Raw genomic sequence first — 26,061 nt, 5'->3', positions numbered from 1 at the left:
ATTTGTTATTGAAAAAATTGAGGAAGGTAGGCTTTATTTTCTTCTAATAATTGTTTTGTTATTTCTTTCGCTTTCGGAACATTAATCACTGTACGGTTTAGCGTCAGTGCATTAATCAGCTTTTGTTGACTGCCTTCGTACCAGGCATCCACCACGAGCTTTTCGTACCCCAGTTGACTCTCTATCATTGCTTTTTGGAATGTTGGTATTTTTCCAACCGCGAATGCTTTAGGCCCATCACTGGTCAATGCGGCGGGTACCTCTACCATCGCATCCTCTTGTAAGTTTGAAATAGCACCATGGTTCGGCACAATAACAAGATAAACATCACTCAAGTTATAAGCCAACGAGGCCGCTACTCTCACCATATAGCGCCCATGGATGTCTGCATGTAATGTTTCGTTTTTTGTGGTTCCCGCTTCGATGATTCTGGAATTCAGTTCAAAAACGCGTTTTTCTCGACCATTAATCACTTGTCTTGCTCGAGTATTATTAATGTCCTCTTTCGCCGTCATTTTTTCAGGATATAAGTAATACTGAAGATAAGTATTCGGTAAGTATTCGGGATTGTCCTCTAGCATGGTTTGCATGTTTTTAAAGGTTGCTTGCCACGACGGATCATCAGCAATTTCTGCATCAACCGCGCTGATCCCCTCTTTTAAAATGATGTTCTTGATTTTATCGGTTAGGTCTTCACCTTGTTTGTTACGGATTTTAGTGAACCACCCATAATGGTTGAGTCCAAAATATTCCGGAACAAAATCCCAGATCTCACAACCTAACAATTTCGCGTAGCTGACCATGATTGCAGCTGGCATATCGCAAATATTAAGGATTCGTTTATCATGCGGAAATTCGCGGTTTAAAGCTTCAGCCACAATCGCTGCTGGGTTTGTGTAGTTAAGAATCCATGCTTCTGGGCATGTTGTTCTAATCTCGTTCACCAACGTAATCATGTCTCCGATAGAGCGCAGTCCATATGCCATGCCACCTGCACCACAGGTTTCTTGCCCGACACACGAGTTGGATAACGGAATTTGCTCATCACGTTCACGCATGGCCAGACCACCAGTACGGATCTGAATAAAAAAGAAATCCGAATCGGCGAAGGCGATAGATTTATCGGTTGTATAAACAAACTCTTCAATTTCTGGATACTGCTCTCGTAACAGAATCTCCGTTGCTAACGCGTTCGACTCCTGACGCTTTTCATCAATATCGTAAAACACCACTTTTTTAAGGGGGAAATTTTCCTTTTCAGCAATCAAGCTGTTCATCATGCCGAGCGTGTACGTGCTGCCTGCACCAACTATGGTTAATTTTTGGCGTTTCATTTTGTCACCTCAAAGGTATATCTTCGTTTAACGTATAACTTAAGTATTAATACTTTTGTGATACATATAAAGAACCCAATTAGAAATTAGAGAGAGCAATCACATAAGGGGAGGAAGTAAAAGTATTAACTACATCTCAGATCACATTCTTGCTATCATGAAACAAGATTTAGTGAGGTGTTATGAAACCTAAATACATAGAAATTGCCGAATTATTAGAAAGGAAGATCAAAGATGGGGAGCTCGAGCCCAAATCGATGATCCCAAAAGAAAGTGCGCTGCAAGAAGCGTTCTCTGTCAGTCGTGTAACTATAAGAAAAAGCTTACAAATTCTTGTAGATAAAGGCTTAATAAGTCGAACTCGGGGTAGTGGCACTTATATCAATGATCTAAAAGCACAGCACGATGCATTGCATTTGCTTGGCTTTATTGAAGAGGTCAGCCGACAAGGAAAAGTACCAAGCTCTCAAGTCATAAAATTTGAGCTTAAAAAACCCACGGAACAGATTGCTAAGAAACTCAACCTTACCCCTAACGATGATACTTATGAAATACATAGACTCAGATGTATCAACGATGAGCCTGAAATTTATGAAATCACTCATATGCCAGCGGGGTTATTTCCTGACTTGAGCATTGCTATTATGAATGGCTCTAAATACGAATACATTGAAAAAGACAAAGGATTGAAAATTGCGAAGAGCAGTCAGTCTGTTAAACCCTACCTACTGGATGCAGAGATCGCTTCAAACCTTAATGAGTCAGAAGCATCCCCGATTCTAAAAGTAGAATCTACTGGTTATTTAGATGATGGCCGTGCCTTTGAATATACAGTGAATTACTTCCGGTTATATCAGTACAGTTTTGAGTTTATTTCAACCCGAGGCTAACAACACTCCATGTTGCCCCTAATCATTGCGCCAGATTTTATAACCAACCTCTCGCATTGCTCGACCAAGTAAATGCGAGGCTACTGGCGCAGTGAGTACGATGAATAACATAGTACCAATCACTCGGGAAATCACACTGACTTCCGGTATTGAAATGGCAACCGCAATAAGTAAGCAACTCAGCCCTACCGTTCCTGCTTTAGTCGAAGCATGCATGCGAGTATATAAGTCTGGCATCCGAAGTACGCCTAAACTCGCGCTTAGAATAAGCAGTGTCCCTAAGCATAAAAATCCCCCTATCAAAGCTTCCATTACGTTTTTCCTTTCCGTTTAACGATTAACCTTGCGAAAGCGATCGTGCCAAGAAATGCAACTAATCCTAACGTGATCGCGATATCCAACAACGCATCTTCACCACTGTCCAAGGTGTAAACAGTAATAAACCCGATTGTAATAAATGAAATCAGATCCAGCGCGACCACTCGGTCTGCCAAGGTCGGGCCCAAAATTAGGCGAACAAAGGTCATCACAAAACTGATTAGTAACCCTGCATAAGCAAACGTAATACTTATTTGTAACCAGCTATCCACGAGTCACCTCCAAAATTCGATGCTCCAACCCCTCTTTAATTCCTCGAATTACATCGTCATGTTCAGGGGCAAACATTGCATGAACGATAAGATGCTTCTTATCTGCTGTGACATCCAAACTTAATGTTCCTGGAGTCAAAGAAACCATATTCGCAAGTAGCGTGATTTCAAGGTCAGAATCCACATCCAAAGGCACATACACGATATCTGGCTCGCTGAGGTGCGTAGGAGTAACGACATCCCATACGACTCGCGCAACAGAGATGAGCATTTCATACCCGAAATACACAAGGAGTTTGAGCGTTGATGTAAAGCGTCGAAAGTAGCTGGTTTTGAGCCCAAAGGGTTGACTTAATCGCAGAGCAAAAAAACCCACCGTGAAACCGACGATAAAACTCAGACTAGAGTAGCTACCATTGAGCATCATCCACGCCAGTGCTAAAAAAAAGTTGAGGAATAGATAGATCATACACTTCCTCCTAATACTGCTTGGATGTATTCTCTTGGGTTCAATAGTTGCTCAGCGGCTTCTACCGCGAATTGATAAAATGGATCTGCCACTAAACCAATGATCAAAGTAAAGGTGGTTAAGACGGCAATTGGAATGCAATACATCCAATGCACTTTCATCGGCAGCACCTCTGCGGTATTCACGTGGGTGGGCTTTTTCCAAAATGCCTCACTCCAAATCTTTGTCATTGAGAACACCGTAAGTAGCCCAACCAGCAACGCCGTGCCTGCTAACCAATAATATTCCGCCTGTAAACTCGATTTAATCACCAAAAACTTCCCCCAAAAACCAGATAGAGGGGGAAAACCCGCCAGAGAAAACGCCGGAACCAGAAACAAAAATGCTAACCAGGGCATCGCTTTATAGACGCCACCGAGTTGTTCAAGATCACTTGAGCCGTATTTTCGCTCAATAAAACCACCAATTAAGAACAAGTTCGCTTTTACAATAATATGATGAACGATATAGAAAATGGCGCCTGCTAGGGCTAATGGCGTATAGATCGCAAGTCCCATGATCATGTAACCAATCTGGCTGATGATATGAAAAGAGAGGATTTTCTTAATATCGAACTGGCTAGCCGCGCCCAAAACCCCGGTTAACATCGTTAAACCAGCCACCCAGATTAACGTCGGTTGCCAACCACTCTCAGCAAGAGGAAAAACTAACGTGAATACGCGGATCAACGCGTACACCCCGACTTTGGTTAAAAGTGCAGCAAACAGCGCGACGACACCACTAGGCAAAGTATGGTAAGACGCTGGCAACCAAGCGAATAACGGAAACAGTGCCGCTTTGATTGCAAACGCGAATAAAAACAGAGCAGCGAGCATAGTGCTGGTATTTGACTCACTCTGTCCGAGTTTGGTGTATAAATCGGCTAAGTTCAAGGTTCCGGTCGCGCCGTAAAGCAAGCCAATGGCGAGTAAGAAAACCAACGTCGAAATCAGGTTCAGCATCACATACTTCACTGCCCCATCAACCTGAGCCTTGGTGGCATCAAGCACCATTAAACCAAATGATGCGATGAGCATCACTTCAAACCAAACATACAGATTAAAAATATCACCGGTCAGAAACGCCCCATACACTCCGGCGAGCAAGACGTGCATTAACGCATGGTACGTACCGTATGATCGCTTTTGACGAAGATCGGCCATGGCGTAAAAAATACTGATCGCACCGATCACCGCCGTAATCATTACCATCGCTACACTAAAAAGATCAGCCACAAAAACAATACCAAACGGCGCTTTCCACTGACCAAAGGCGACCGCTTGCACCCCATTTTTTATCACACTTTCCGTTAGCAAACCGGCGACGATTAGGCTCAGAACGACACTGGCGCCACTCAGCCATTCCACAGCTTTCGTAAACCGACGCACAAAAAAGATCACTAGCGCCGTACTCAATGAAAGAACAACGGGCAATGTTAGCCAAATCAACGTCATTGTTCCTCCTCTGAGTGTTGCATCTCATCTACGTCTGCAGTGCCCGTTTCCTTATAAGCTCGATAAAACAGCATTAAGGTAAATATCAGTAACCCAAAACCTATGACGATAGCGGTTAAAATCAGCGCTTGAGGCAAGGGGTTGGCAACACCTTCTTGCGGTAACGTGGCGTTATCGCCAATAAGTGGCGGTGCGCCCGGTGTTAACCTTCCGGCAGTAAAAATTGCGAGATTAACCGCACTGCTTAATAACATGACCCCAAACAGCAGGCGCAAAATATGTCTTTCCAACATTAAATAAATACCAGCGGCCACAAACACGCCAACCACAATACTCCACACAATTTCCATCAGTCGAGCTCCTCATTGATACGCAGTAGCATGCCCATGACCCCACCGATAACGGCAAGATAAACACCGACGTCAAATACCAACGGTGTGCCTAGCGGTATAACGTCTTTCCACCATAATCCTGTTAAAAACGGCTTATCAAAAGCAAAGCTCAAACTTCCAGAGAAAAGGCTTAATGAGATACCAAATAACGCAATAACAAATGGCTTAAAATACAATCTAGAGCGAACATACTTAGGTGATTCAGCAAACATGAGAAGCGACAACCCGATAACGGCGATCAAAGCACCTATAAAACCACCTCCCGGCTCATTGTGACCTCGCAACAATAAATAAACAGAAAACACCAGCATCAATGCCGCTACGATGTGCGCGGTAGTCGCGAAAACCAACGATTGGATACGGTTTTGCTTTAGGGCTCGCGTCTTTAATAAACTCACCGCCGCAATACCTGCAATAACCACCACCACCACCTCTCCCAATGTATCAAACGCTCGAAAATCAACCAAAATAACGTTAACGATATTACGTCCATGACCACCCGGAACACTATTTTGGGCAAAGAAATCAGCGACTATCGTGTCCATCGGCTGTGACGTGACGCCCATCAATAGCAACGTGACTGAAATACCAATGGTACTGGCGATAAAGACATGCACGGCTTTACGTTTTATCGAATGTTGGGGCACGGTCGTTAAACGCGGCATATGGCGCATTAATAGCGCTAAAAAGACCACCATTAGCGTCTCCACTAACAGCAAAGTTTTCGCAACATCTGGCGCGCTGTAAATCATAAAGACCAACGTGGTCATAAAACCAATCATCCCAAGAGCTAAAATCGCCAACAACCTTGAATAGGACAACGTGCACACTAATGCAGCCGCCACAAGCAATAAAGCGATGCCAATCTCATAAAATGCCACATTAGAAAGCTGCTCAAATAAAGACCGAGGGACAAGCGCTACCTGACTCAGTAAAGCGGCGGCTAAAACAATAAAAAATAACAATACATAACGACTTAAATGCCTTTGTTGTAAAAATGCGGTTTGCCATTTTGCCAGCGCCATCATGCTCTCTAGCATGTGTTCAAATACATTCTCCGCTTTTGGTACGAGCCCATTTAACCGTTGGAAAAAGGCAGAAACGCTCGGATAAATACGATAAACAATGTATCCAAGTAATAGCGTGATGACACTCAAAATTAAGGGGACATTCACACCATGCCACAAAGATGTCGCTTTAATATCGGCAGAAGGCAAAATGTCAGATGCACCAGGGAAGACGACATTGTGATCGAACCAGCTCAAACCCACTAATGGAAATACCAAACTGCCAAATGCCAAGAGTAACGGTGAAACCCACATGCTTCTTTTCGTCTCGACGGGTTTGGTCTCAAGCGCTACACCATTTCGACTTACAAAGAACGGCCTCGCGATCAGCATGATGGTTAATGCGACCATCAATATGTTCACCACTAAAAGCACCATGGCAATCCAACTATTGATCCCTAAAGCGGCTTTGTACATGTACTCTTTGCTCAAAAAACCCAATAAGGGCGGGAACCCGGCTTTGGATAGAGCCGCTAAAACGCCTGCGACCATGCTGATGACTAGCACCGACTTCAGACCGTATAACTGATTGATATCTCGGGTCCCTGTGGCCTTATCTATATTCCCCACCACCATAAAAAGCGCCGCTTTATAGAAAGAATGCGCCAGAATAAACATTAATGCGGCACTAACGGCCAGCTCTGTGCCTATACCAAGCAAAAGGATTAATTTACCCAAAGCAACATTGGTGCTGTAAGCAAGCATCAGCTTTAAGTCGGTTTGCTTTAACGCCACAAACGTACACCAAACGGCCGTGATACTTCCGGTTAACACTAAGGCATAAAACCAGACATCACTATGCGCATAAATCGGTGATAAACGCGCTAATAAGTAAACTCCAGCTTTGACCATGGTCGCGGAGTGTAAATAAGCACTTACCGGAGTCGGCGCAGCCATGGCGTTAGGCAGCCAAAAATGGAAGGGGAATTGAGCTGATTTAGTAAATGCACCAAGCAGTATGAGCATTAAAGATGGCATAAACCATTCATGCTGCGCCATAACTTCTGCCTGACTAATAATCGTATTTATTTCATAGCTTCCTGCCATGGCTCCAAGCAAGATAAGGCCTGCTAGCAACGCTAAACCACCAGCCCCAGTTACAATCAATGACTGTAAAGCGTTTTTGCGTGAAGTTTTGTTTTCGTGATTAAAGCCAATCAGTAAGTAGGAGGTGATGGTTGTGAGTTCCCAAAAAACAAACAACAATAGGATATTATCGCTTATTACAATCCCCAACATGGCAAGCATGAATAAGGTGAGGTACAAATGGAACGAAAACCGACTATCGCTCCCTCGTAAATAACCCAAAGCGTAAATTTGAACCAGCGCACCAATCCCACTGATTAAGCCAGCAAAAAGAAATGAAAGCCCATCAAGCCTGAAGCTTAAGTTAATATCGAGCCCTGGTATCCACTCCGTATTCCAACTTATGCCTGCTGGTGTATAAATGTAGAAAAGATAGAAGAAGATTAGAATTGGCAGCACAGGGAAAATCAGCAGTACAAACTGATCATCATTATTTTTCGGCAGGTTTTTTTTACCTGTTATGCTATTCAACATCGTAGCCCATTCTTAGTTATTAGAAACATGCCTTATGCTATAAGGACGATACAACTACCAACTTTGCTGCTTTAGTCTTCGTGTCTCTAACACCATAACAAAAGCGTTCGATAAGTAGCAAACAGCCGTCACTGAATGCTACTTCAAGGACACCACGACAAAAAACGGTTACTTACTATCCGCTATAGTGTAAGAACGTAAATCGCAACTTACCTGTTCTTGGCTTAGTACGTATGGATTATCGTTATCGGTAAATTCAAACGCATCGTAGCTACAATCACCGATGTCATTTCTCGGACAAATATAAACATTCGAACGCTCTATCATTTCTGTATGGCATTTCGGGCATAGTTTTTTCATGTCACTCTCCTCTTATAACTTATTGATAAGCTGATAATTCCATGTTCTAAAACTCAGTCCCTCCCTTAATTAAAAACAACGACTTAACCTCGGTTTGTTATACATCAATAACTCATTGCTGAATTGGCGATACGAAACCATCAGGTTTAAGAGCAACCAAACTACAGTTAATAGATTGCAGAATATTTTCAGCCGTATTACCAATTACGTACCCAGATATGCCTGTTCTCGCGAGAGTCCCCATGACAAGTACATCAACTTCAATACTTTCAACATAATCTGGAATTTTTTCATCTGGCTTTCCATGTAGGTGATGAACAACAATTTCACCGGCAATCCCCGACTCTTCTAATAGCTGTTGTAGCGCTTGTTTATGATTTACTTTCGCCTTATCTATCTCCTGTTTTAATTGATCTTCTTCGACTTGAATCCAGGCATTATCGTGCAAATAATTTTCTAAGTAATACTCCCAGCAAGAGATCACATGCAAACGGCTATCACAGGTATCTGCTATCGAGCGCGATAACTCGAGTAAGCGCAGGGCCAATAAATGCTGTTCATCACTGTTTGTAACTGGGTCTATGGCTACCGCCACACGGCGTTTGTCCTTTGGCTTATCAATTGGTCGATGCAACCAAACCGGACAAGGACATTTTCGTAGCAAAGTCATATCGATGGCTTTGAACCCTTCCGCGCCGTCACTAAGTGGCTCAGCTTCTTTAATAATGAGATCTTTGTTGTGCGCTAATGCTTCTTGGATGATACAAACCGCCGGCTTTTCACTGCTTCGCACCGTAAGAGGAAATGGTACGTCATCTTCGGAAATATTGTACTGCTGTCTATAATCGTGAATACTTTGTTTAAGGGAGTCTTGCAGCGACTGCTCATAGCTTTGCTGATATTGGAACATATCTGCAGGGAAGTTGGGGCAGGCAATCAGCCCCGTGACAGGTACACCATTACTTGACGCGATCCTAATGGATTGTTCAAGCGCATCGCTATGGCCTGGTAATCCTTGTGTAGCAAAAAGTATGTTCGTAAATCGTTTCATACAAACCTCCTTGTTAGGTTAAATACTAACCATCAACAAAGTATAATACCTAACGGATATTTGTAACGGCTTGTGACGTTGATGAAATAAATTCTCATTAAGCTATTTATATTACTCAACTTTGTTGAACGTCTTTGTTTCCTTACTTCGCTACCATTTTAGTTCAAGTCTAAGAGTAATATATACCCAGCAACATCTAAATGTTTACTGCAGCGAAGTCCGTTGAGTTTAAGCAATAACACAATTAGGTGATCCACATAAATGGATTACCTAATATTTCATAGCACTTCGTTTAAAGGTGCTATATTAATCACAAATCGATGTACAAGAGCGCCGGTTTTAATGCGCTTAAAGGCCTTATTGGTTTTATCTATTTGCTCACTGCATAAAGGTCACAGAGCCCTCTTTTAGAGCAATTTAACCCGAGACGCCTCACTCGTTTGAATATGACGCTTAATTTCTTCCGCTAACTTTTTTGACGCTTCATTTAAATCGACGTCATTTTGTTGATGTAACGCGATCTCTGTCATAGGTAAAGTTGGCAGCCCTTTCGTTTCAGACAAAACTTCTAGCCCAGGAACCAGCATTGACGGGGTTAATATTGTCACCGCTAAACCCGCCTTAACCGCCGCAGTTAACGCAGATAAACTTGCACTCGTATAAGCAATTCGCCATGGAATGCTTGCACTGTTGAGAGCTTCTATTCCCCTCTGACGAAAAATACATAAACCATCTGTGGAAACAGCAAGTGGTAACGGAGAACGTTGATGCATGTCGAACCCGGGTGCGCCAGCCCACACCGTCTTTTCACGGCACAACACCTCGCCACCTGGACTATTGGGCTGTCGTGTGGTCACCGCTAGATCCAACATTTTTGATTGCATTTTATCTAGTAACTCAACGCTCAACCCACAGTAAACCTGTAACTCAACATCGGGGAAGTGACTTTCGAATTCAGCCAACACTTTCGGGATATAAACCAAATAATCATCAGGAATCCCGAGTCTAACTACGCCATCAATACGTTGCTCTGAAATATCCTGCCAAGCCAATGTGTTTTGGTTGATCAGTCGCCGCGCATGAGCCAGCACTTTCGTTCCGATTGATGTAGGGGTTGGTACTCGCTGGCCTTTTTCTAAAACACGACCTTCTACCGTATCTTCCAAACGTTTAATATGCGCGCTCACCGTAGATTGAGCCAAGTGCAACTCGTCAGCAGCAGAAGTAAAACCTTTATTATCAACAACTTTTATAAAAGTATTGAGTACAACCAAATCTAAGAGTCGTACTTGTGACTTATCTACTATCATGTTTCGTAATACTCATATCATCATTTATCGTTTTCATAATATTAGCTCTTGTTTCAAAATGCTATCCGCTCCAAAACATTACCTCTCTTGGCGTTGCCCTGCATAACGTTTCCTCATTACATCATTACGTTATGCCCTCTACTAAACCAAGATTGGCGTTCTTTAAATAACTAAGAGGTTAATCAAATCATCTGATTATGAGTAACACTATTGAAGTAAATTCCCCCAAGTTGGCTGGAATTAACCCACCCGTCTTTTTCCCTTCTGCAGGCTTAATCGTCCTTTTTGTCCTGTTTACGATCACTATGCCAGAGCTCGCAGGCTCTTGGTTTGGCTCTCTACAGTCTTGGATTATCGATACATTTGGCTGGTTCTACTTATTAGCAATGGGCGTCTATCTCATCATCACGCTTGTGCTCGCATTCAGCCGATACGGTCAAATTAAACTCGGCCCTGACCATAGTAAGCCCGAATACAGTAATCTCTCTTGGTTTGCGATGCTGTTTTCTGCTGGCATGGGGATTGGTCTAATATTTTACGGTGTCGCCGAACCTATTTTCCACTTTGCTACCCCTGCGCAAGGGGCTGGTGGTACCGCAGAAGCAGCACGTGAAGCGATGACACAAACCTTTTTCCATTGGGGTGTTCATGCCTGGGGCGTTTATGCGATTGTCGCACTTGCTTTAGCTTACTTTAGTTTCCGTCACAACTTACCTTTGCGCATTAGTTCTGCGCTTTACCCTCTCATCGGGGATCGAATTTATGGCCCAATCGGCTACGCGGTCGATATTTTGGCCGTGTTCGGAACTATGTTCGGAATTGCGACCTCTTTAGGTCTCGGAGTTTTACAGATCAACTCTGGATTAAACTACCTCTTTGATATTCCAATAGGCACGACGACCCAACTTATTTTAATAGCAGTCGTAACGGGCATGGCAACCTGCTCGGTGATATTAGGTTTAGATAAGGGGATTCGCCGTTTATCAGAATGGAACTTACTCCTTGCTGTGTTGCTCTTGGTATTTGTTGCTGTCGTCGGTCCAACTTTATTTATCTTCCAGTCGTTAGCACAAAATGTTGGTTCGTACCTTTCGTCAATTGTTGACATGACATTCAATAACTTTGCTTACACAGGCAATGAAGATACGCAGTCTTTCCTTGGTGGTTGGACACTCTTCTACTGGGCATGGTTTATTGCGTGGTCACCCTTTGTTGGCATGTTTGTAGCGAGAATTTCTCGTGGCCGCACGATCAAAGAATTTGTGTTAGGTGTACTCTTTGTCCCCGTCGGCGTTACGATAATTTGGCTGACAGTGTTCGGTAATACGGCTTTGCACGGTATTTTATCAGGCGAGATGCCTGAACTTGTCGACCAAGTATTCGCGAATACACCAACGTCGTTATTTCGCTTTTTAGATACCATGCCGTTCGCAAGCATCTCATCGGTATTAGCTACACTCTTGATCTTTACGTTTTTTGTGACGTCATCAGATTCTGGCTCACTCGTTATTGATACGCTCACAGCAAAAGATGGCGATGAAACGCCTGTCAAACAGCGTATTTTTTGGTCAGTATCGGAAGGTTTAGTAGCAGCCGCGTTAATCATTGCGGGTGGGCAAGATGTTTTATCAGCGCTACAAGCGGCCTCTTTGGCATCAGCACTTCCATTTGCTCCCGTACTATTATTAGTCGGTTATGGTTTGTTTAAATCACTGCGGTTGGAAATGCTCAAGCGCGACAGTGTGCAGCACCTTAACCAAGCCACCCCGAGCAGTCTAGCGCGTATTCAAGAAGTCGGTTGGCAGCAACAACTCGAGAACTTGATTGCAATGCCACAAAAAACAGAAGCCATGGACTTTCTACACACTGACATTACAGAAGCAATGAAAGACGTTGCGATAGTGTTTAGTAATAAAGGTCTAGAAACCAAAGTGGAGATCGATAATACGCATTGTGCGCTGGTCGTGGGACACGGAAATGAAATTGATTTCCTTTATGGTGCCTGGGCCCGAGAAGTGTCGACTCCTTCCTTTATTGGCGAGCGCAGTGGTACAAAAACTGAGTCGCAATACTACATTGAGGTTTACCTTCAAGAAGGTTCACAACAGTATAATATCTGCGGTTACAGCAAAAACCAATTAATAGCGGACATTATAGACCAGTACGAAAAACACTTATATTTTCTTCATCAAGTGCGTTAGTGGTTATACAGCTCAATTATTAACCTAAAAAAGCGGAAGGTACAGCCTTCCGCTTTTCAGTTTAATCGTACCGTTATCGTTTTATCTCATTGAGCAAATACCGCACCTAATAAGTCACTAACATCCCACGTTAGATTATTGGTAAATTAAACTTTGAATATGTAATTTAACGTAAAATGAGCCAGTTCAGTATCCGTCATTCCGCAGCCAATTTCAGAATTAAAATAATGTGATCCAGTGATCGTTTACAACTGTTAGTGCGACAGACATCTTGACCGCGATCCCCAGTTTTGATCTATTACTGTTATTTAATGGTCACTTATTATGTCTGCTGCTCAACCTGTCATTAAACGCCTAGACCACTTAGGGTTAATCGCTGCTTTCTGTCATGAAGTCGATTTACCAGGCATTATTGATCGCATCATTCCCAAGTACTCGGATCACAACGTCTCACACGGCGATGCAGTCTTAGCAATGATTCTTAATGGTCTTGGCTTTCACAGTAGAACGCTGCATATGTTCTCTGACTTCTTCGAGACGAAGCCTGTTGCCAAGTTGCTCGCTAAAGACATTGAAGCGCACCATTTAACTGACGATGTACTCGGACGGTAAGTGTTCACCAAACCCTATTGACATAAAAACTGTGACCTCTAGCACTTGATCCCACTTTAGGTATTGAGTGATCATTTTTGAGCTTCATCATAGTTATATGACTAGAAAAAAAGCTCCTAAATACCAAGACGCACCACCTAAAGTCTCTGATCTGAATGAGGCTAAGGTGCTTATTGATGAGCTGTGGGAGCAGCTCAGGCACTATGAAGATAAGCTTACCACTAGCTCCAAAAACTCTTCAAAATCGCCCTCATCAGACAGTCCTAAAGATCGCCATGAGCGAAAAAAGATGAAAGCTCTGGTGGTCGCAATTCGAGAGGAGCTAAAAAAGGCCACACAGGGCATCAACGAAAACTTTCCCCGTTAAAAGACACGGATATCATTATTGATTGCTTCCCTGATAGTTGTCCTTGTTGCGAACAGTCTGACATTGATGTTCATGACGGCCCTTACTACCGACACCAAGTCTTTGATATTCCCAAGCCCACTGTCGATATCACCGAATACCGTTTATTTTCAGGTCAATGTCGGCACTGCAAAGAAGCCGTCAAGGCTCAAAAGCCTGACGATGCATCACAAGGGATTATAGGGCCTAACTTATTAAGTTACATTGGGGTTCTTGCGGGGCAATATCACCTCAGTGTTCGAAAAATCCAATCTCTTCTCAAAGAACAGCTTGGCACAACCTTTTCAGTTGGCGCGATCAGCGAAGCTCAAACGAAAGTCGCTTCAATGCTAACGCCATTACATCAAGCGATAAAACAAGCATTAAAGAAAGCGCCTTTGATTCATGCTGACGAGACCTCTCATCACAGAAATGATGAACAAAGCCTTCGCTGGTGTTGGTTAGTGGCAAGTGATGACCTTGTCTATGAGCAAATACTTTATTCGCGCTCGACCTCATCAGCGAAAAAGGTCATTGATGAAGACTATGCAGGCATTGTGGTCAGCGACCAGTGCCCTAGCTATAACTGGATAGCCGCAGACCGTCATCAGTTATGTTGGGCACATGTGAAGCGTAACCTTCAGCAAATGGCGGATTATAGTGGCGGTGGCCACACCGCTTATATTGGCAGACATCTTTGTTTGCTGACGAACGCCATTTTCCATACTCGGCATCGTTATGAACAAGATGAGTTAAATTATGCGCTATACTTACGAAGAATGCGTAGGTTGCAGAAATCGTTCGATCATTGGTTGAGCAAAGGGACTGATGTCATGGTCAAGCGATATCGGGGGCGATGCAAGTTACTGCTCAAACATAGAGAGAGCTTGTGGGTTTTCCTCAAGATAGTGTCAATCCCCTTAACCAATAATGAAGCTGAGCGATGTATTAGAGGTTTTGTAATCCAAAGGAAAATCAGCTTCGGAACGACCTCGGATGCAGGCGATAAATTCCGCAGTAGGATACATACCCTCATCGAAACCTGCAAAAAACGTGGCTTGTCGGCAATGTCAGTGTTGAGTGAGATCATCACGGCTGTTGTGGCGAAGAGACCGTACCCCAACATCTTTGATCTATAGGCTGTTCCCCCCGTTAATATCGAGTCAAGTTACCTTGGTGAACGATTACCTCGGACGTACGTTAGATGCTTTATATGAAGCTGATGTGTCCGCACTTTATCAAGCGATTGCAGAGCATATCGTTGATAAGCTTGGGCTTAAAGCAGACTCTGTCCACCTTGATATCACGAGTTTTCATGTCGATGGTGAATACGCCCAAGACGAAGATCTTAATGCCATCAAACTGATAAAAGGCTACAGCCGAGACCACCGTCCAGAGCTAAATCAAGTGGTCCTTGAGTTGATTTGTGAAAACCAAGCAGGCCTACCTGTTTACATGCAAGCGCTCAGTGGCAACACCAATGATGCTAAGGCATTTTCAGAGGTCACTAAACGGCATATTCATTGCCTAAAGGCAGCTCAAAACAGTCGCTACTTCATCGCTGATGCCGCTCTATACACCGAGGAAAGCATTCGTTCACTGGATGAGCAACAACAGAAGTTTATTACGCGTGTTCCAATGACCATTAAGTCAGCCAAAGAAGCCTTAATGAACCTTGAGCCAGAGCAGTTGAACCGTATCGGCAATGGCTACTCGGGTTGCTGGGTTGATGCTGACTATGGCTCGGTATCTCAGAAGTGGCTGTTGGTTCATAGTGAACAAGCAACCAAGCGAGAAGAAGCAACGCTCTATAAGAACTTAGACAAAAATATCACCAAAGAGCTGAAAGCACTGGGACAACTAATGAAAAAGAAGTTTGCTTGCGCAGTGGATGCCGAGCAAGCAATGAGCGACTTCGCTAGCCAGTGTTATTTGCTTGGCTTTGCGCAACCAACCATCGTTAAAGAGCCAATCTATTCAGGTCGCGGTCGGCCGAAGAAAGACGCAGAGCCAACGGGATACCACTATTTGATAGATGCTACGCCTTATACCGATCTAGAAAAAGTGAAAATGGCCAAGCTTAAAGTAGGTATGTTTATTCTCGCCACCAACGATACTGACTACGCCGATCTAACAATGGCTGCGCTACTTGAGCATTACAAGTCTCAGCAAAAGGTAGAGCGCGGATTTCGCTTCTTGAAGAGCCCTGAGTTCCTAACATCATCAATTTTCCTGAAGAAACCTCAGCGAATCGAGGCATTGCTGATGATCATGACGCTTAGCCTACTCGTTTACGCAAGCTTAGAGCACAAAATCCGAGATAGTCTCACTAAGACCGAGGAATTCTTTCCTAGCATGGTAAAGAACAAGACGACAACCAAACCGACGGCACGTTGGGTATTCTTAAAATTCGAAGGTATCGACACACTCGAATTTGGCGGTCAAAGCTTCATCACGGGTGTTCAGGAGCATCAGACTCGGCTGCTTAAGCTTCTTGGCGTACTGTATGAAGCGGTTTATTCCTAAATTGGCTGCGGAATCTCGGCAGTATCACGAAAGATCTGTGAATAGCAGACTTTTCCATCTCCCTAAGTCATCAAAGGTAAGAAAGAGATAGACGTTTACCGTTAACTCGAATGGGTTCTAATACAAAAAAGGAGGGATAAAAGCGCTTGTAACTTCTTACTGCAATTTCAAAATTAAGCTATGTAACGGTAAGAGATAATAACAAGCAGCCCCAAAGAGACACTTTATGGGACTGCTTGATGATAAAATTACGTATCAGTGCGTGATTTAAATAGGCTTAACATCAACTGCACACGGACCTTTTTGCCCTTGCCCTACTTCAAATTCTACTTTCTGACCTTCATTAAGTGATTTATAACCACTCATTTTAATTTCCGAATGATGAACGAATAAATCTTTACTACCATCGTCCGGAGTGATGAAACCAAACCCTTTATCGCCATTGAACCACTTAACTATGCCTGTACTCATATTCTCAATCTTCATTTTTTCGGTGAATCATCAACGGCTAACCTTGCTATCACCATGACAAGATTTGCCTTCTTTAAAGTTTTATATTGTTCAAAATCATACCAATTGGTTAAGAATTAAAAGCAATCACCGATGATCTTAAGCATGAGCAATAAAAACTATAGTTAACTTTTAGCTCAATTTGGTCAATGAGCAAGTAGATTTCTCAATAAATTTGAGGTGTTGCATTAAAATGTCGCACAGACCCTTCGGATGGAAAGAAAAGGTTCATTTCAACGTTCTTAGTCACGCTGGTACTTTCGATTACAATGCGTTACGTACACTTTGATCCTAAACATATATCTGGCATTATAACGCGTAACTCTCTCTGTAACTTACAGTTTGTCGCCACTTTGCAGATTTAGGACAAAAAAATAATATCCTGTCACAGCACATTACAGTACACCATTAATAGCAATCCCAATGCCGATACGTTGCTGATTATGGTTATAGTCAATTAAGCTCTTCCCGTACCCAGTAGAATATTGCGCATATCCTTGAAGTTTTCCCCAAATCGGAAACAGCACGCCTACCTCAGCGTAGCCTTTATGCGTTTTAAAGTTCTCACGACCTAAAAAAGTGACTTCGTAACCATTCCATTTGTAGGCACTCGATAACTCAAAGCGCCCCATATAATCTTCAATATCGGGGTTGTCGTCTCCTTTGGGATCATTAGGAAACGCTTTTTCATCCTCTGGTAAACGCCACCAAGGTTGAATGGAAGCCACAAAATTGTCTTTCGCAAAGGTCAAGTTGGCGTAAACACGGTTCCAACTGCGTGATAACTCTTGTCTCTGGCCATTAGATTCATGCTCAATGCCAAAGCCTAGCCAAGTAGAACCATTAAATGGAGTCCAGTCTGTTGGGGTATAATAAAAAAGCTCGGGCCGGTAATTGGTTTCTCGAAACGGACGCGACGCTGCTCCCGTGTACACCTGCCAGAATGATTTGAGTGTCATACCAAAGAACAGACCATCGCCATCAAATAACAAATCATCGTAGTTCATCGGTACTTTAAAGCTAATTTGGAACTCAGCCTCTTCCTTACGCAGTTCATCACCGTACTTGGTGTCAGCGTAAGCACGTTTATTTACTCGGTCACTATAAGTCACCGGAAGGATATAGTTGATACGATGTGCAACCAAACTAAAAGGTTCGAATGCGGTTTGCTTTTCTGATTCCAACCGTTTGTCTACTAAGCTTTCCTGAGGAGCTTCAGACTGATTATTAACAGAGCCGACTTGCGCAGTACTCGTTACGGCTTCCAGTTCACACTGATTACGAATACTGGCGATCGTTTCTTCACCATTGCCCTGTTTGATTGCTTCTAGCAGGCATAAATCATACGCACTGGCGGTCTCTCCCATTGCAAACGGTGCTGCTAACAAACTCAGCACCGACACTCCTGTCACTTTCGAAACCATCTGAAATCCTTAACATTCTTGATTCAACCACCCCATTGTAACTTGCTCAGTAAGCCACTTGCCATTCTCACGTTTAGATAATGTTAAATATTTGCTCATTTTGCAGCTTAGATAAAAGTGACAATTTTATACCTATACCAGTTCAACCTGAAAATGCAGGCCTGAGTAGGCCTCTATTGTGCTGTTTACCGTTGGTTGTTTTGTAACAAGGCTTCGGCATAAGATTACGATAGTCAACGGCTTGATTCGTTCAATGCTCTCTACTTCGTTTCCACGAAACATCGGCGTTGCTCCGGCTCTTACATAGAGCGACCGACATTTTTCCTAAAGTTTGTCATACTAAATGATTAGCACATATGTTGGTCAATCAACGAAGGTGGCTACGCTTCACAAAGAGTCGTATCACGTACAGCAAAAGGAGGCATTCCATGCCAAGTGGACAATGGAGTAAAGACAGTCTGAATACATTATCGGTCCTCACCTTGGACGATCGGCACTATTACTATTACAGCCTTATTGAAGCGGAAAACGCATTAGGAGATCTAAGCCAACTCCCCTTCTGCCTGAAAGTTCTGTTAGAAAATCTTTTGCGTAATGAAGACTCTTTTGCTGTCACTAAAACACATATAAATGCCATGGCTGAGTGGCTAAAAGCGCGCCGCTCTGATACCGAGATCCCATTTCGACCGGCTCGAGTTCTCATGCAGGATTTTACTGGCGTTCCAAGCGTAGTCGATCTGGCAGCGATGCGGGAAGCGGTAAGTTTATCAGGCAAAGACCCAGCATTAATTAACCCCTTAACCCCCGTAGACTTAGTGATTGACCACTCGGTGATGGTCGACCATTTCGGTGATACTTCAGCCTTTAAAGATAACGTCAGCATTGAAATGCAACGAAACCAAGAGCGTTATGAATTTTTACGATGGGGGCAGCAAGCTTTTGATAACTTCCGCGTGGTTCCCCCAGGAACAGGTATCTGTCACCAAGTAAATCTCGAGTATCTAGGTAAGACCGTCTGGTATCAAGAATACGATGGCAAGACTCTTGCCTACCCTGATACGCTTGTGGGTACCGATTCGCATACGACGATGATTAATGGCTTGGGTATTCTAGGCTGGGGGGTTGGCGGCATCGAAGCCGAAGCCGCCATGCTAGGCCAGCCAGTGTCGATGCTGATCCCCGAGGTTGTCGGCTTCAAAATTACCGGCAAATTACGTGAGGGGATTAATGCGACCGATCTCGTGCTCACCGTGACCGAGATGTTACGCAAAAAAGGGGTTGTTGGTAAGTTTGTCGAGTTCTATGGGGACGGATTGAAAGATATGCCCGTCGCTGACCGAGCGACTATTGCCAATATGGCACCTGAATATGGTGCTACGTGTGGTTTCTTTCCGGTCGATGAACAAACATTAAAATATCTGGAGCTGACTGGCCGAGAAGCCTCTCAGATAGCCTTAGTTGAGGCTTATTCCAAGGCTCAAGGGTTGTGGCGCGAGCCAAATCATGAACCGACTTACACGGATCACCTCGAGCTTGATATGGATAAAGTGGAAGCAAGTGTCGCTGGGCCTAAACGTCCCCAAGACCGCGTTTCGCTTAAGAATATTAAGTCCGCATTCGATCTTGTGATGACAACAGCTGAAGTGAAAACACAGAAACAAGATAAGAAAATCACACCAAACCAAGATCAGAATAATTCTGACAGTAACGCTCAGCAGATCGCCAACCCCAATTTGGATATTAACAGTGTGACAACGCATCTGATTCCCGGTTCGGTGGTCATTGCGGCCATCACCTCCTGTACCAATACGTCAAATCCTAGTGTCATGATCGCCGCTGGACTCGTGGCCCAAAAAGCAATAGAAAGAGGATTACACACCAAGCCTTGGGTTAAGACCTCTCTTGCTCCGGGATCCAAGGTCGTCACCGATTACCTAAAAATCACGGGACTTCAGGAACACTTAGACCGACTAGGGTTTAACCTAGTGGGTTATGGCTGCACCACTTGCATTGGTAACTCCGGTCCTTTACCGCCTGTCGTAGAAAAAGCCATTGTGGATAACGATCTTACCGTTGCTTCAGTGCTTTCGGGGAACCGTAATTTTGAAGGTCGTGTTCATCCACTAGTGAAAACGAACTGGCTGGCCTCGCCACCATTGGTGGTGGCGTATGCACTTGCAGGCAATGTGCGGCTTGACCTAACCAAAGATCCCTTATGTATTGATGCGAATGGAGATAACGTCTATCTCAAGGATCTATGGCCAACTCAGCAAGAAATTGATGAAGCCATGGTGCAAGTAAAAACCGAAATGTTTCATAAAGAATACGGTGAAGTGTTTGAAGGTGATGACAACTGGAAAGCACTCAAAGTCCCGAACAGTAAAGTTTACACCTGGTCCGATAAATCGACCTATATTCAACAGCCACCATTTTTCGTCGGCATGCAAGAGCAACCTGACGCGATTGAAGACATTAAAAATGCGAATATATTAGCGCTACTGAGTGACTCGGTTACGACCGATCATATCTCTCCAGCGGGGTCATTTAAGTCAGACACTCCAGCAGGCATATATTTACAATCTTATGGTGTGAAACCTCAAGACTTCAATTCTTATGGATCTCGGCGAGGAAACCACGAAGTCATGATGCGAGGAACATTTGCCAACGTGCGGATCCGAAATGAAATGCTGCAGAATGTAGAAGGCGGCTACACCACGTATATTCCCACTGGTGAGCAAATAACGATTTACGATGCCGCCATGAAGTATCAAGAAAATAACACCCCGTTGGTTGTGATAGCCGGGAAAGAGTATGGAACAGGATCAAGCCGAGACTGGGCAGCAAAGGGGACCCGATTGTTAGGTGTGAAGGCAGTAGTGGCCGAGTCTTATGAGCGAATTCACCGCTCCAACCTGATCGGTATGGGCGTGATACCTTTACAGTTTCCACAAGGTACCGATCGCCTAAGCCTTGGGCTCTCTGGCTCAGAAACCATAAACATCGAAGGTCTATCAGGAGAAATTCACCCCGGACAGACATACACCATGCTTATAAACCATCCAGATGGTACGCATACGAGCTGTAATCTGTTATCGCGCATCGACACCAGCACTGAAGCCACCTACTTCAAACATGGTGGTATCCTGCATTATGTGGTGCGCAAGATGTTAAAAGAAAAATCATCTACTTAGATGAGTCATAGAGGATACCCTCAAACCAATTGCTTGAGGGTATTTTGAACCAATATGTTCAGAAGCGGCGGAATCGTTCCATTAACAAACTTTTAAACATAAACCTTGATGCGAACTTCGTATTATGACTCTATTTTTTACATATTGGCGTTAGTTCATTTTTGATACTGCATACTGCTCTTCAATGAACGCGATCGCCTCATCATTTAAGCAAGATTTACTGACATATTGGCGCTGTTTACCTATATGAAGAATAAAACCTAAATCGCTTTGTTGCAGTTGGTCAATTTCACTCCAAGCGATGCTACGGGTATTTTTACCGCTTTTATAACTGACTCCGTTAGAATCAACTTGAAATACCACTTTGCTGTTAGGCCCTGCACTGTACGTTTGTCGCCACACCCACCAAGTTCTCTTAAAATAAACACTGAGCACTTCAATAATACTCAAAGTAATAAAAAACCAACCAAGATAACTGTTAGGTAATAGATCAAATTTAACGACAATCACACCAAAAATGAGAAAAAATATTGCTTTGAAATAGGCCTTGGGAAATTTAACAGGACGACTAGTTTGATCATAACACTCTTCAAAAAAGCGCTTATCGAGAGTGTATTCTGTGGTGAAATCAAAATCTTTAGACATATGAGGTTACTTTGAGGTTTTCTGTGAGTGAGTATTCCATGCTGCGATCTCGCAACTTGTGTATTGTATAGCTTCTCGGTGCTTTTCTTTAGCTGTTTTGAACCTCTTTTGTAAATCAATAATACCGACAGTGTCTACTCTCGCCGTTGCCACAGGACACAAACGAGTTTTGGTTTCGGGTAAGTGGCGTATCTGCATCGAATGATCGCAAAATCAACAACCTGACATAACGTGCTTAAAGCATCATTGAATTTGACGTGTTCAATAATAAAACCTTTCATGAATATGACCGAAAAAAGCGTCGTTCATGGAAATATTGAGAGATCATATCAAATGATAGCCTTGACTGAGCAGTTACTATGCTTAGCTCGATATTGCTGAGTCAACCACTACAAAAACAGATGAACATGAAGAGAATCAATTACCCAAATCACTGGCAAAAAGTGAATATTATTTTTACCGCTCTCGTTGTTATGATATTAGCTGGATGCACCTCAACTTCGGCAACCGGTGGTTCAAAAACCAAAGATTATGCCAAATCACATATTCTGATTGGTCAAGCCTCTTGGTATGGCAGCCAGTTTCACGGAAAACTTACGGCAAGTGGTGAGACCTATAACATGAATGCCTACACTTCGGCTCATAAAACCTTGCCATTTGGGACTATCGTGAGGGTGACAAATACAGCCAATAACAAGTCTGTCGATGTGAAAATTAACGATAAAGGTCCCTATGTAGAAGGCCGAGTTATCGACCTTTCTTACAAGGCATTTGCACAAATCGGCAACGTTAAGAAAGGAACAGTACCCGTCAAAGTTGAAATTATTGATGATAATAATACCTTTAGGTATAAACACTAACCTCCATTCAATGACACGAGTCAGTATTAATCTGCTAACTCTGCGCTGAACAAAATCGTCAGTCAATTGGCTAAATTAGCATTACCTAAATTAACTCAGAGATGAAAAAGTCACTGGGTTTAGTGTCTAGCATGAATTGTGCAGTTCACGCGTACATGCCCCTAAAACAAGTACAAAAACCACCTCGCTCCCAGCTAAACCTTAACGGAATTACAGTGCGAAATGGTATTGGGTTAAGTGAGAACCAACAGTTCTATTGAGTTATAAAAAAACATACACACTAAGAGACATAGTGTGCATGGTTTTGTTTATCCTTGAATGCCTGCTGTGTATGGCATATCACTTACGAATGAGCTTGCTTACTTCGCAACATTACCAGCCACGTTTAATGCATCCCATGTACGGGCAAACGGTGGGGCATAGCAGAAGTCCATGTAGCCCAACTGTTGAGTGGTCATCTTCGCAGTGATAGCGACAGCCAGTGCGTTAATACGACCAACGGCTCCTTTCTTACCTACGATCTCACCACCTAATAAAACGTTCGTTTCTGGGTGATAAACCAGTTTCACCTTGATGTCTTCTTGGCCTGGGTAGTAATCAGTTTGGTTCTTATCCGAAATGGTCGATACTTTTACTGGTAAATCATGTTCTTGTGCGAGTAATTCAGACACACCTGTACACGCCAGTTCATAATCTAGAACTTTCAGGCAAGATGACCCAAGGAATCCGGTCATGTAGGTGTCTTTCCCCGCTAGTTTATCTGCCATCATACGAGCTTGTTTGTTCGCGGTCGTTGCTAATGGAACATAAACAGGTTTACCTAATGCTATATGGTGGACGACTGCGCAATCACCAACCGCATGGACATATGCGTCTTCAGTCGCACCGAATTCATTCACTAACAACGCGCCGTTTGCTGCTTTTGGTAATTCGAATGCTTCAGTGTTTGGTCTGAAACCGAGTGACAAGATCACGATATCAGCTTCTACATTACCGTTATCGGTTTCTACAATATAACCGCCTTGCTCAGCATCGCGAATCGCCAAGACGCCGCAACCAGTTTTGAGCTCTGCGCCTGATTCACGAATCGCACCTTCAACCACTTCAATGATCTCTGGGCTAAATTGACGGCTCATGATGTGCTGTTCGCGTTCGATAATAGTCACATGCTTATCTAGACCATGTGCCGCGTCGAATACTTCAAGCCCTATGAATCCTGCACCAATCACACACACGCGTTGTTTGGTATTATCTTTAAGCGCTTCTTTGACTGCTAGGCCATCTTCCATACTTGTCAGTGTATATACGTGTTCTGGGTTGAATTCACCGAATGATGGTACGATTGGACGTGCACCTGTCGCGATGACTAACATATCGTAATCAATGACGCTTTCTTCGCCTTGATGGCGCACAATAATTTGCTTTTCAATGCGATCAAACGACACCATTTCCGTTTCTACACGCACATCTAAACCAGATTTGATGGCTTGTTCCGGCGTACGAGAAATCATGCGCTCAGTATCATCAAACATACCTCCGGCAAAGTATGGTAAACCACACGCCCCAAACGAGATGTAATCTCGCTTATCCAGTACAATCACTTCATCGGTTGGCTGATTACGTTTGTATTTTGCTGCGAAACTCATACCAGCGGCACTACCGCCTACGACAACAACTTTCATATTTACTACCTAGATAACCTGGACTCAAGAAAAACGGAAGAGCACCCATAATTGAGTGCCCTTAGTGAAGTTTAAAATTACACAGCGGCTTCTTTTGCTGTGGTTGCACTCGCGTCTGCGTTATATTGCTCAGTATCCAGTGAGCCATTCTTCTTAGCCGTTAGAACACCTGACAACATAGAGCCTGAAATGTTTAGTGCCGTACGTGCCATGTCGATCAATGCTTCAATAGACACAAGAATCGCTACCACTGTGATGTCTAGCCCCATGATGGTCAGTACTGCTACGGCTGCAAACGTTGCACCGCCGCCGACACCTGCAATACCGAATGAAGCAATTGCGATAACAGCAATCAGTTGTAGGATGAAGCCTAAATCAACAGGCATCCCCATCACTTGTGCCGCCATGATAGCAAGCATCGCTGGGTAGATACCCGCACAGCCGTTTTGACCAATACTGGTGCCAAATGTCGCTGACATGTTTGCAGTTTCTTCATCGACACCTAAGCGTTGAGTTTGCGTTTCAACGTTGAGCGGGATAGCTGCCATGCTTGAGCGGGAACCAAAACCGAACACAAGTACTGGCCAGATTTTCTTCATGAATTTAGCAGGAGAAAGACCGAACATTGATACCATGACGAAGTGGATGCCGAACATAACGCTGATTGCTACGTAGCTTGCGAGTAAGAAACGGCCCATTTCTGCTAGAGCAAAGAGATCGTTCGTCATCATGAACGTGGTCATCAGCGCGAATACACCATAAGGCGTTAGCTTCAGGATTTCACGTACCATTGAAAGTACAACTTCTTTCGCGGCATTGATAAAATCAACGAAGTTCTGTACTTTTTCAGGCTTACGGTTTTTCACTTGCAGAATACAGAAACCCAGAAACATCCCGAACAGTACTGTCGATAGCGTAGAAGTACGTTGAGAACCTGTGAGCATGTCGAAAATGTTAGTTGGAATGATAGATAAAGCCATCCCAGACAGGCCACTACTTGCCATAGCACCTTGTGTTGCTACCAGTGAATCACCACGAGCTTCAATTGCACTGTTTGTGCCGATTGTGCTCACTAGTGCGTTTGCATCAATACCAAAGAGGTAAATACTTGCGATACCAACCGCTGCTGAGATTGCACAAGTGAAAAGTAGAATACCGATGATTTTTGGTGCGATACGAGATAGCGCGCCGCCGCCTTCAACGTTCATGATCGAAGAGATCATCGCCACGAACACGAGCGGGATAACGATCATTTGAAGAAGTTTGATGTAGCCTTTGCCGAACACAGAAATCAGTTCAGCAAAACCTGAAGTTGCTACGTTACCGACCCCGAAAACCAGTTGAATTGCGCCACCGAACAATAAGCCAGCAGCAAGCGCACTCAGTACGCGGAAGTTAAAGCTTTTCTTTTGTTTTTTGAAATTCGACAGCAGTGCGTAGAACCCAAAAAACAGTATGCTTAATCCAATAAATGAAACGCTCATGAGAATCTCCTATGATACCCATTAA

At 43.6% G+C, this 26,061-nt stretch carries 20 protein-coding genes and 2 pseudogenes; 7 read left to right on the top strand and 15 right to left on the bottom strand.

Annotated features, from left to right (window positions below; translation table 11 throughout):
* Positions 1–5: 5 nt before the first annotated feature.
* Positions 6–1,334, bottom strand: a complete 1,329-nt coding sequence (locus ATG66_RS02220; RefSeq protein WP_098413777.1) for a 6-phospho-alpha-glucosidase — start codon at positions 1,332–1,334, stop codon at positions 6–8.
* Between the two features lie 182 nt (positions 1,335–1,516).
* On the opposite strand from ATG66_RS02220, the gene ATG66_RS02215 reads away from it, so the two are divergent.
* Positions 1,517–2,224, top strand: coding sequence for a GntR family transcriptional regulator (locus ATG66_RS02215; protein ID WP_098413776.1), 708 nt, complete (start codon positions 1,517–1,519; stop codon positions 2,222–2,224).
* Positions 2,225–2,242: 18 nt separating this feature from the next.
* On the opposite strand, the gene mnhG is transcribed toward ATG66_RS02215, so the two are convergent.
* The 9 genes from mnhG to ATG66_RS02170 all read right to left on the bottom strand — a co-directional run bounded on the left by mnhG (position 2,243) and on the right by ATG66_RS02170 (position 10,516).
* Positions 2,243–2,536, bottom strand: coding sequence for a monovalent cation/H(+) antiporter subunit G (mnhG, locus tag ATG66_RS02210; RefSeq protein ID WP_098413775.1), 294 nt, complete (start codon positions 2,534–2,536; stop codon positions 2,243–2,245).
* Positions 2,536–2,814: a cation:proton antiporter gene (locus ATG66_RS02205; protein WP_098413774.1), complete on the bottom strand. Its 279-nt coding sequence runs from the start codon at positions 2,812–2,814 to the stop codon at positions 2,536–2,538. Before ATG66_RS02205 ends, mnhG begins: the two co-directional genes overlap by 1 nt.
* On the bottom strand, positions 2,807–3,283 hold the full coding sequence (locus ATG66_RS02200) for a Na+/H+ antiporter subunit E (protein WP_098413773.1): 477 nt from the start codon (positions 3,281–3,283) through the stop codon (positions 2,807–2,809). The genes ATG66_RS02205 and ATG66_RS02200 overlap by 8 nt, the downstream gene beginning before the upstream one ends.
* On the bottom strand, positions 3,280–4,776 hold the full coding sequence (locus tag ATG66_RS02195; protein ID WP_098413772.1) for a proton-conducting transporter transmembrane domain-containing protein: 1,497 nt from the start codon (positions 4,774–4,776) through the stop codon (positions 3,280–3,282). Before ATG66_RS02195 ends, ATG66_RS02200 begins: the two co-directional genes overlap by 4 nt.
* The gene (locus ATG66_RS02190) at positions 4,773–5,126 is read right to left on the bottom strand and encodes a Na+/H+ antiporter subunit C (RefSeq protein WP_098413771.1); all 354 of its coding nucleotides are present in this window, start codon (positions 5,124–5,126) and stop codon (positions 4,773–4,775) included. Before ATG66_RS02190 ends, ATG66_RS02195 begins: the two co-directional genes overlap by 4 nt.
* The gene (gene mbhE / locus ATG66_RS02185) at positions 5,126–7,795 is read right to left on the bottom strand and encodes a hydrogen gas-evolving membrane-bound hydrogenase subunit E (RefSeq protein WP_098413770.1); all 2,670 of its coding nucleotides are present in this window, start codon (positions 7,793–7,795) and stop codon (positions 5,126–5,128) included. The genes ATG66_RS02190 and mbhE overlap by 1 nt, the downstream gene beginning before the upstream one ends.
* Positions 7,796–7,963: 168 nt before the next feature.
* Entirely contained in the window at positions 7,964–8,155 is a 192-nt protein-coding gene (locus ATG66_RS02180) for a hypothetical protein (protein WP_098413769.1), read from the bottom strand.
* A 112-nt stretch (positions 8,156–8,267) separates the two neighbouring features.
* Entirely contained in the window at positions 8,268–9,206 is a 939-nt protein-coding gene (locus tag ATG66_RS02175; RefSeq protein WP_098413768.1) for a universal stress protein, read from the bottom strand.
* Between the two features lie 407 nt (positions 9,207–9,613).
* The gene (locus ATG66_RS02170; protein ID WP_098413767.1) at positions 9,614–10,516 is read right to left on the bottom strand and encodes a LysR substrate-binding domain-containing protein; all 903 of its coding nucleotides are present in this window, start codon (positions 10,514–10,516) and stop codon (positions 9,614–9,616) included.
* 197 nt (positions 10,517–10,713) lie between these two features.
* Between ATG66_RS02170 and ATG66_RS02165 the strand changes: the two genes are divergently transcribed.
* The 4 genes and pseudogenes from ATG66_RS02165 to ATG66_RS02150 form a co-directional block, all read left to right on the top strand.
* Complete coding sequence (locus ATG66_RS02165; RefSeq protein ID WP_098413766.1) at positions 10,714–12,717, top strand: BCCT family transporter; 2,004 nt, start codon at positions 10,714–10,716, stop codon at positions 12,715–12,717.
* Between the two features lie 324 nt (positions 12,718–13,041).
* Positions 13,042–13,326, top strand: a pseudogene (locus tag ATG66_RS02160) (DUF4277 domain-containing protein); the annotation flags it as partial.
* Between the two features lie 100 nt (positions 13,327–13,426).
* Positions 13,427–14,853, top strand: a protein-coding gene (tnpC, locus tag ATG66_RS02155) for an IS66 family transposase (RefSeq protein ID WP_098414497.1) whose coding sequence is annotated in 2 segments (ribosomal slippage) — positions 13,427–13,619 and positions 13,619–14,853 — 1,428 coding nt in all. Because the reading frame shifts where the segments join, the coding sequence is not laid out codon by codon here.
* Positions 14,854–14,887: 34 nt separating this feature from the next.
* A pseudogene (locus tag ATG66_RS02150) lies at positions 14,888–16,240 on the top strand (IS1634 family transposase); the annotation flags it as partial.
* Positions 16,241–16,507: 267 nt separating this feature from the next.
* Here the strand turns inward: ATG66_RS02150 and ATG66_RS02145 are convergent.
* Both ATG66_RS02145 and ATG66_RS02140 read right to left on the bottom strand, forming a co-directional pair.
* Positions 16,508–16,711 carry a cold-shock protein gene (locus ATG66_RS02145; protein WP_098414496.1) on the bottom strand — a complete coding sequence of 68 codons (204 nt, stop codon included), beginning with the start codon at positions 16,709–16,711 and terminating at the stop codon, positions 16,508–16,510.
* A 434-nt stretch (positions 16,712–17,145) separates the two neighbouring features.
* On the bottom strand, positions 17,146–18,174 hold the full coding sequence (locus tag ATG66_RS02140) for a phospholipase A (RefSeq protein ID WP_179885570.1): 1,029 nt from the start codon (positions 18,172–18,174) through the stop codon (positions 17,146–17,148).
* Between the two features lie 428 nt (positions 18,175–18,602).
* On the opposite strand from ATG66_RS02140, the gene acnA reads away from it, so the two are divergent.
* A complete protein-coding gene (acnA, locus tag ATG66_RS02135; protein WP_098413764.1) occupies positions 18,603–21,365 on the top strand; it encodes an aconitate hydratase AcnA in 2,763 nt (920 codons plus the stop codon).
* Positions 21,366–21,515: 150 nt separating this feature from the next.
* On the opposite strand, the gene ATG66_RS02130 is transcribed toward acnA, so the two are convergent.
* Entirely contained in the window at positions 21,516–22,010 is a 495-nt protein-coding gene (locus ATG66_RS02130) for a YcxB family protein (RefSeq protein ID WP_098413763.1), read from the bottom strand.
* A 407-nt stretch (positions 22,011–22,417) separates the two neighbouring features.
* On the opposite strand from ATG66_RS02130, the gene ATG66_RS02125 reads away from it, so the two are divergent.
* Complete coding sequence (locus tag ATG66_RS02125) at positions 22,418–22,870, top strand: septal ring lytic transglycosylase RlpA family protein (RefSeq protein ID WP_098414494.1); 453 nt, start codon at positions 22,418–22,420, stop codon at positions 22,868–22,870.
* A 359-nt stretch (positions 22,871–23,229) separates the two neighbouring features.
* Here ATG66_RS02125 and ATG66_RS02120 read toward each other — a convergent pair whose 3' ends face one another.
* Together ATG66_RS02120 and ATG66_RS02115 are read right to left on the bottom strand one after the other, a co-directional pair.
* Complete coding sequence (locus tag ATG66_RS02120; protein ID WP_098413762.1) at positions 23,230–24,552, bottom strand: CoA-disulfide reductase; 1,323 nt, start codon at positions 24,550–24,552, stop codon at positions 23,230–23,232.
* Positions 24,553–24,629: 77 nt separating this feature from the next.
* Positions 24,630–26,036, bottom strand: coding sequence for a cation:dicarboxylate symporter family transporter (locus ATG66_RS02115; protein ID WP_098413761.1), 1,407 nt, complete (start codon positions 26,034–26,036; stop codon positions 24,630–24,632).
* Positions 26,037–26,061: the final 25 nt, after the last annotated feature.

The organism is Vibrio sp. ES.051, assembly GCF_002563795.1.
Taxonomy (GTDB): domain Bacteria; phylum Pseudomonadota; class Gammaproteobacteria; order Enterobacterales; family Vibrionaceae; genus Vibrio.
Note: the sequence above shows the minus strand (reverse complement) of the source record. Positions and strands in the feature narration are given on the sequence as shown.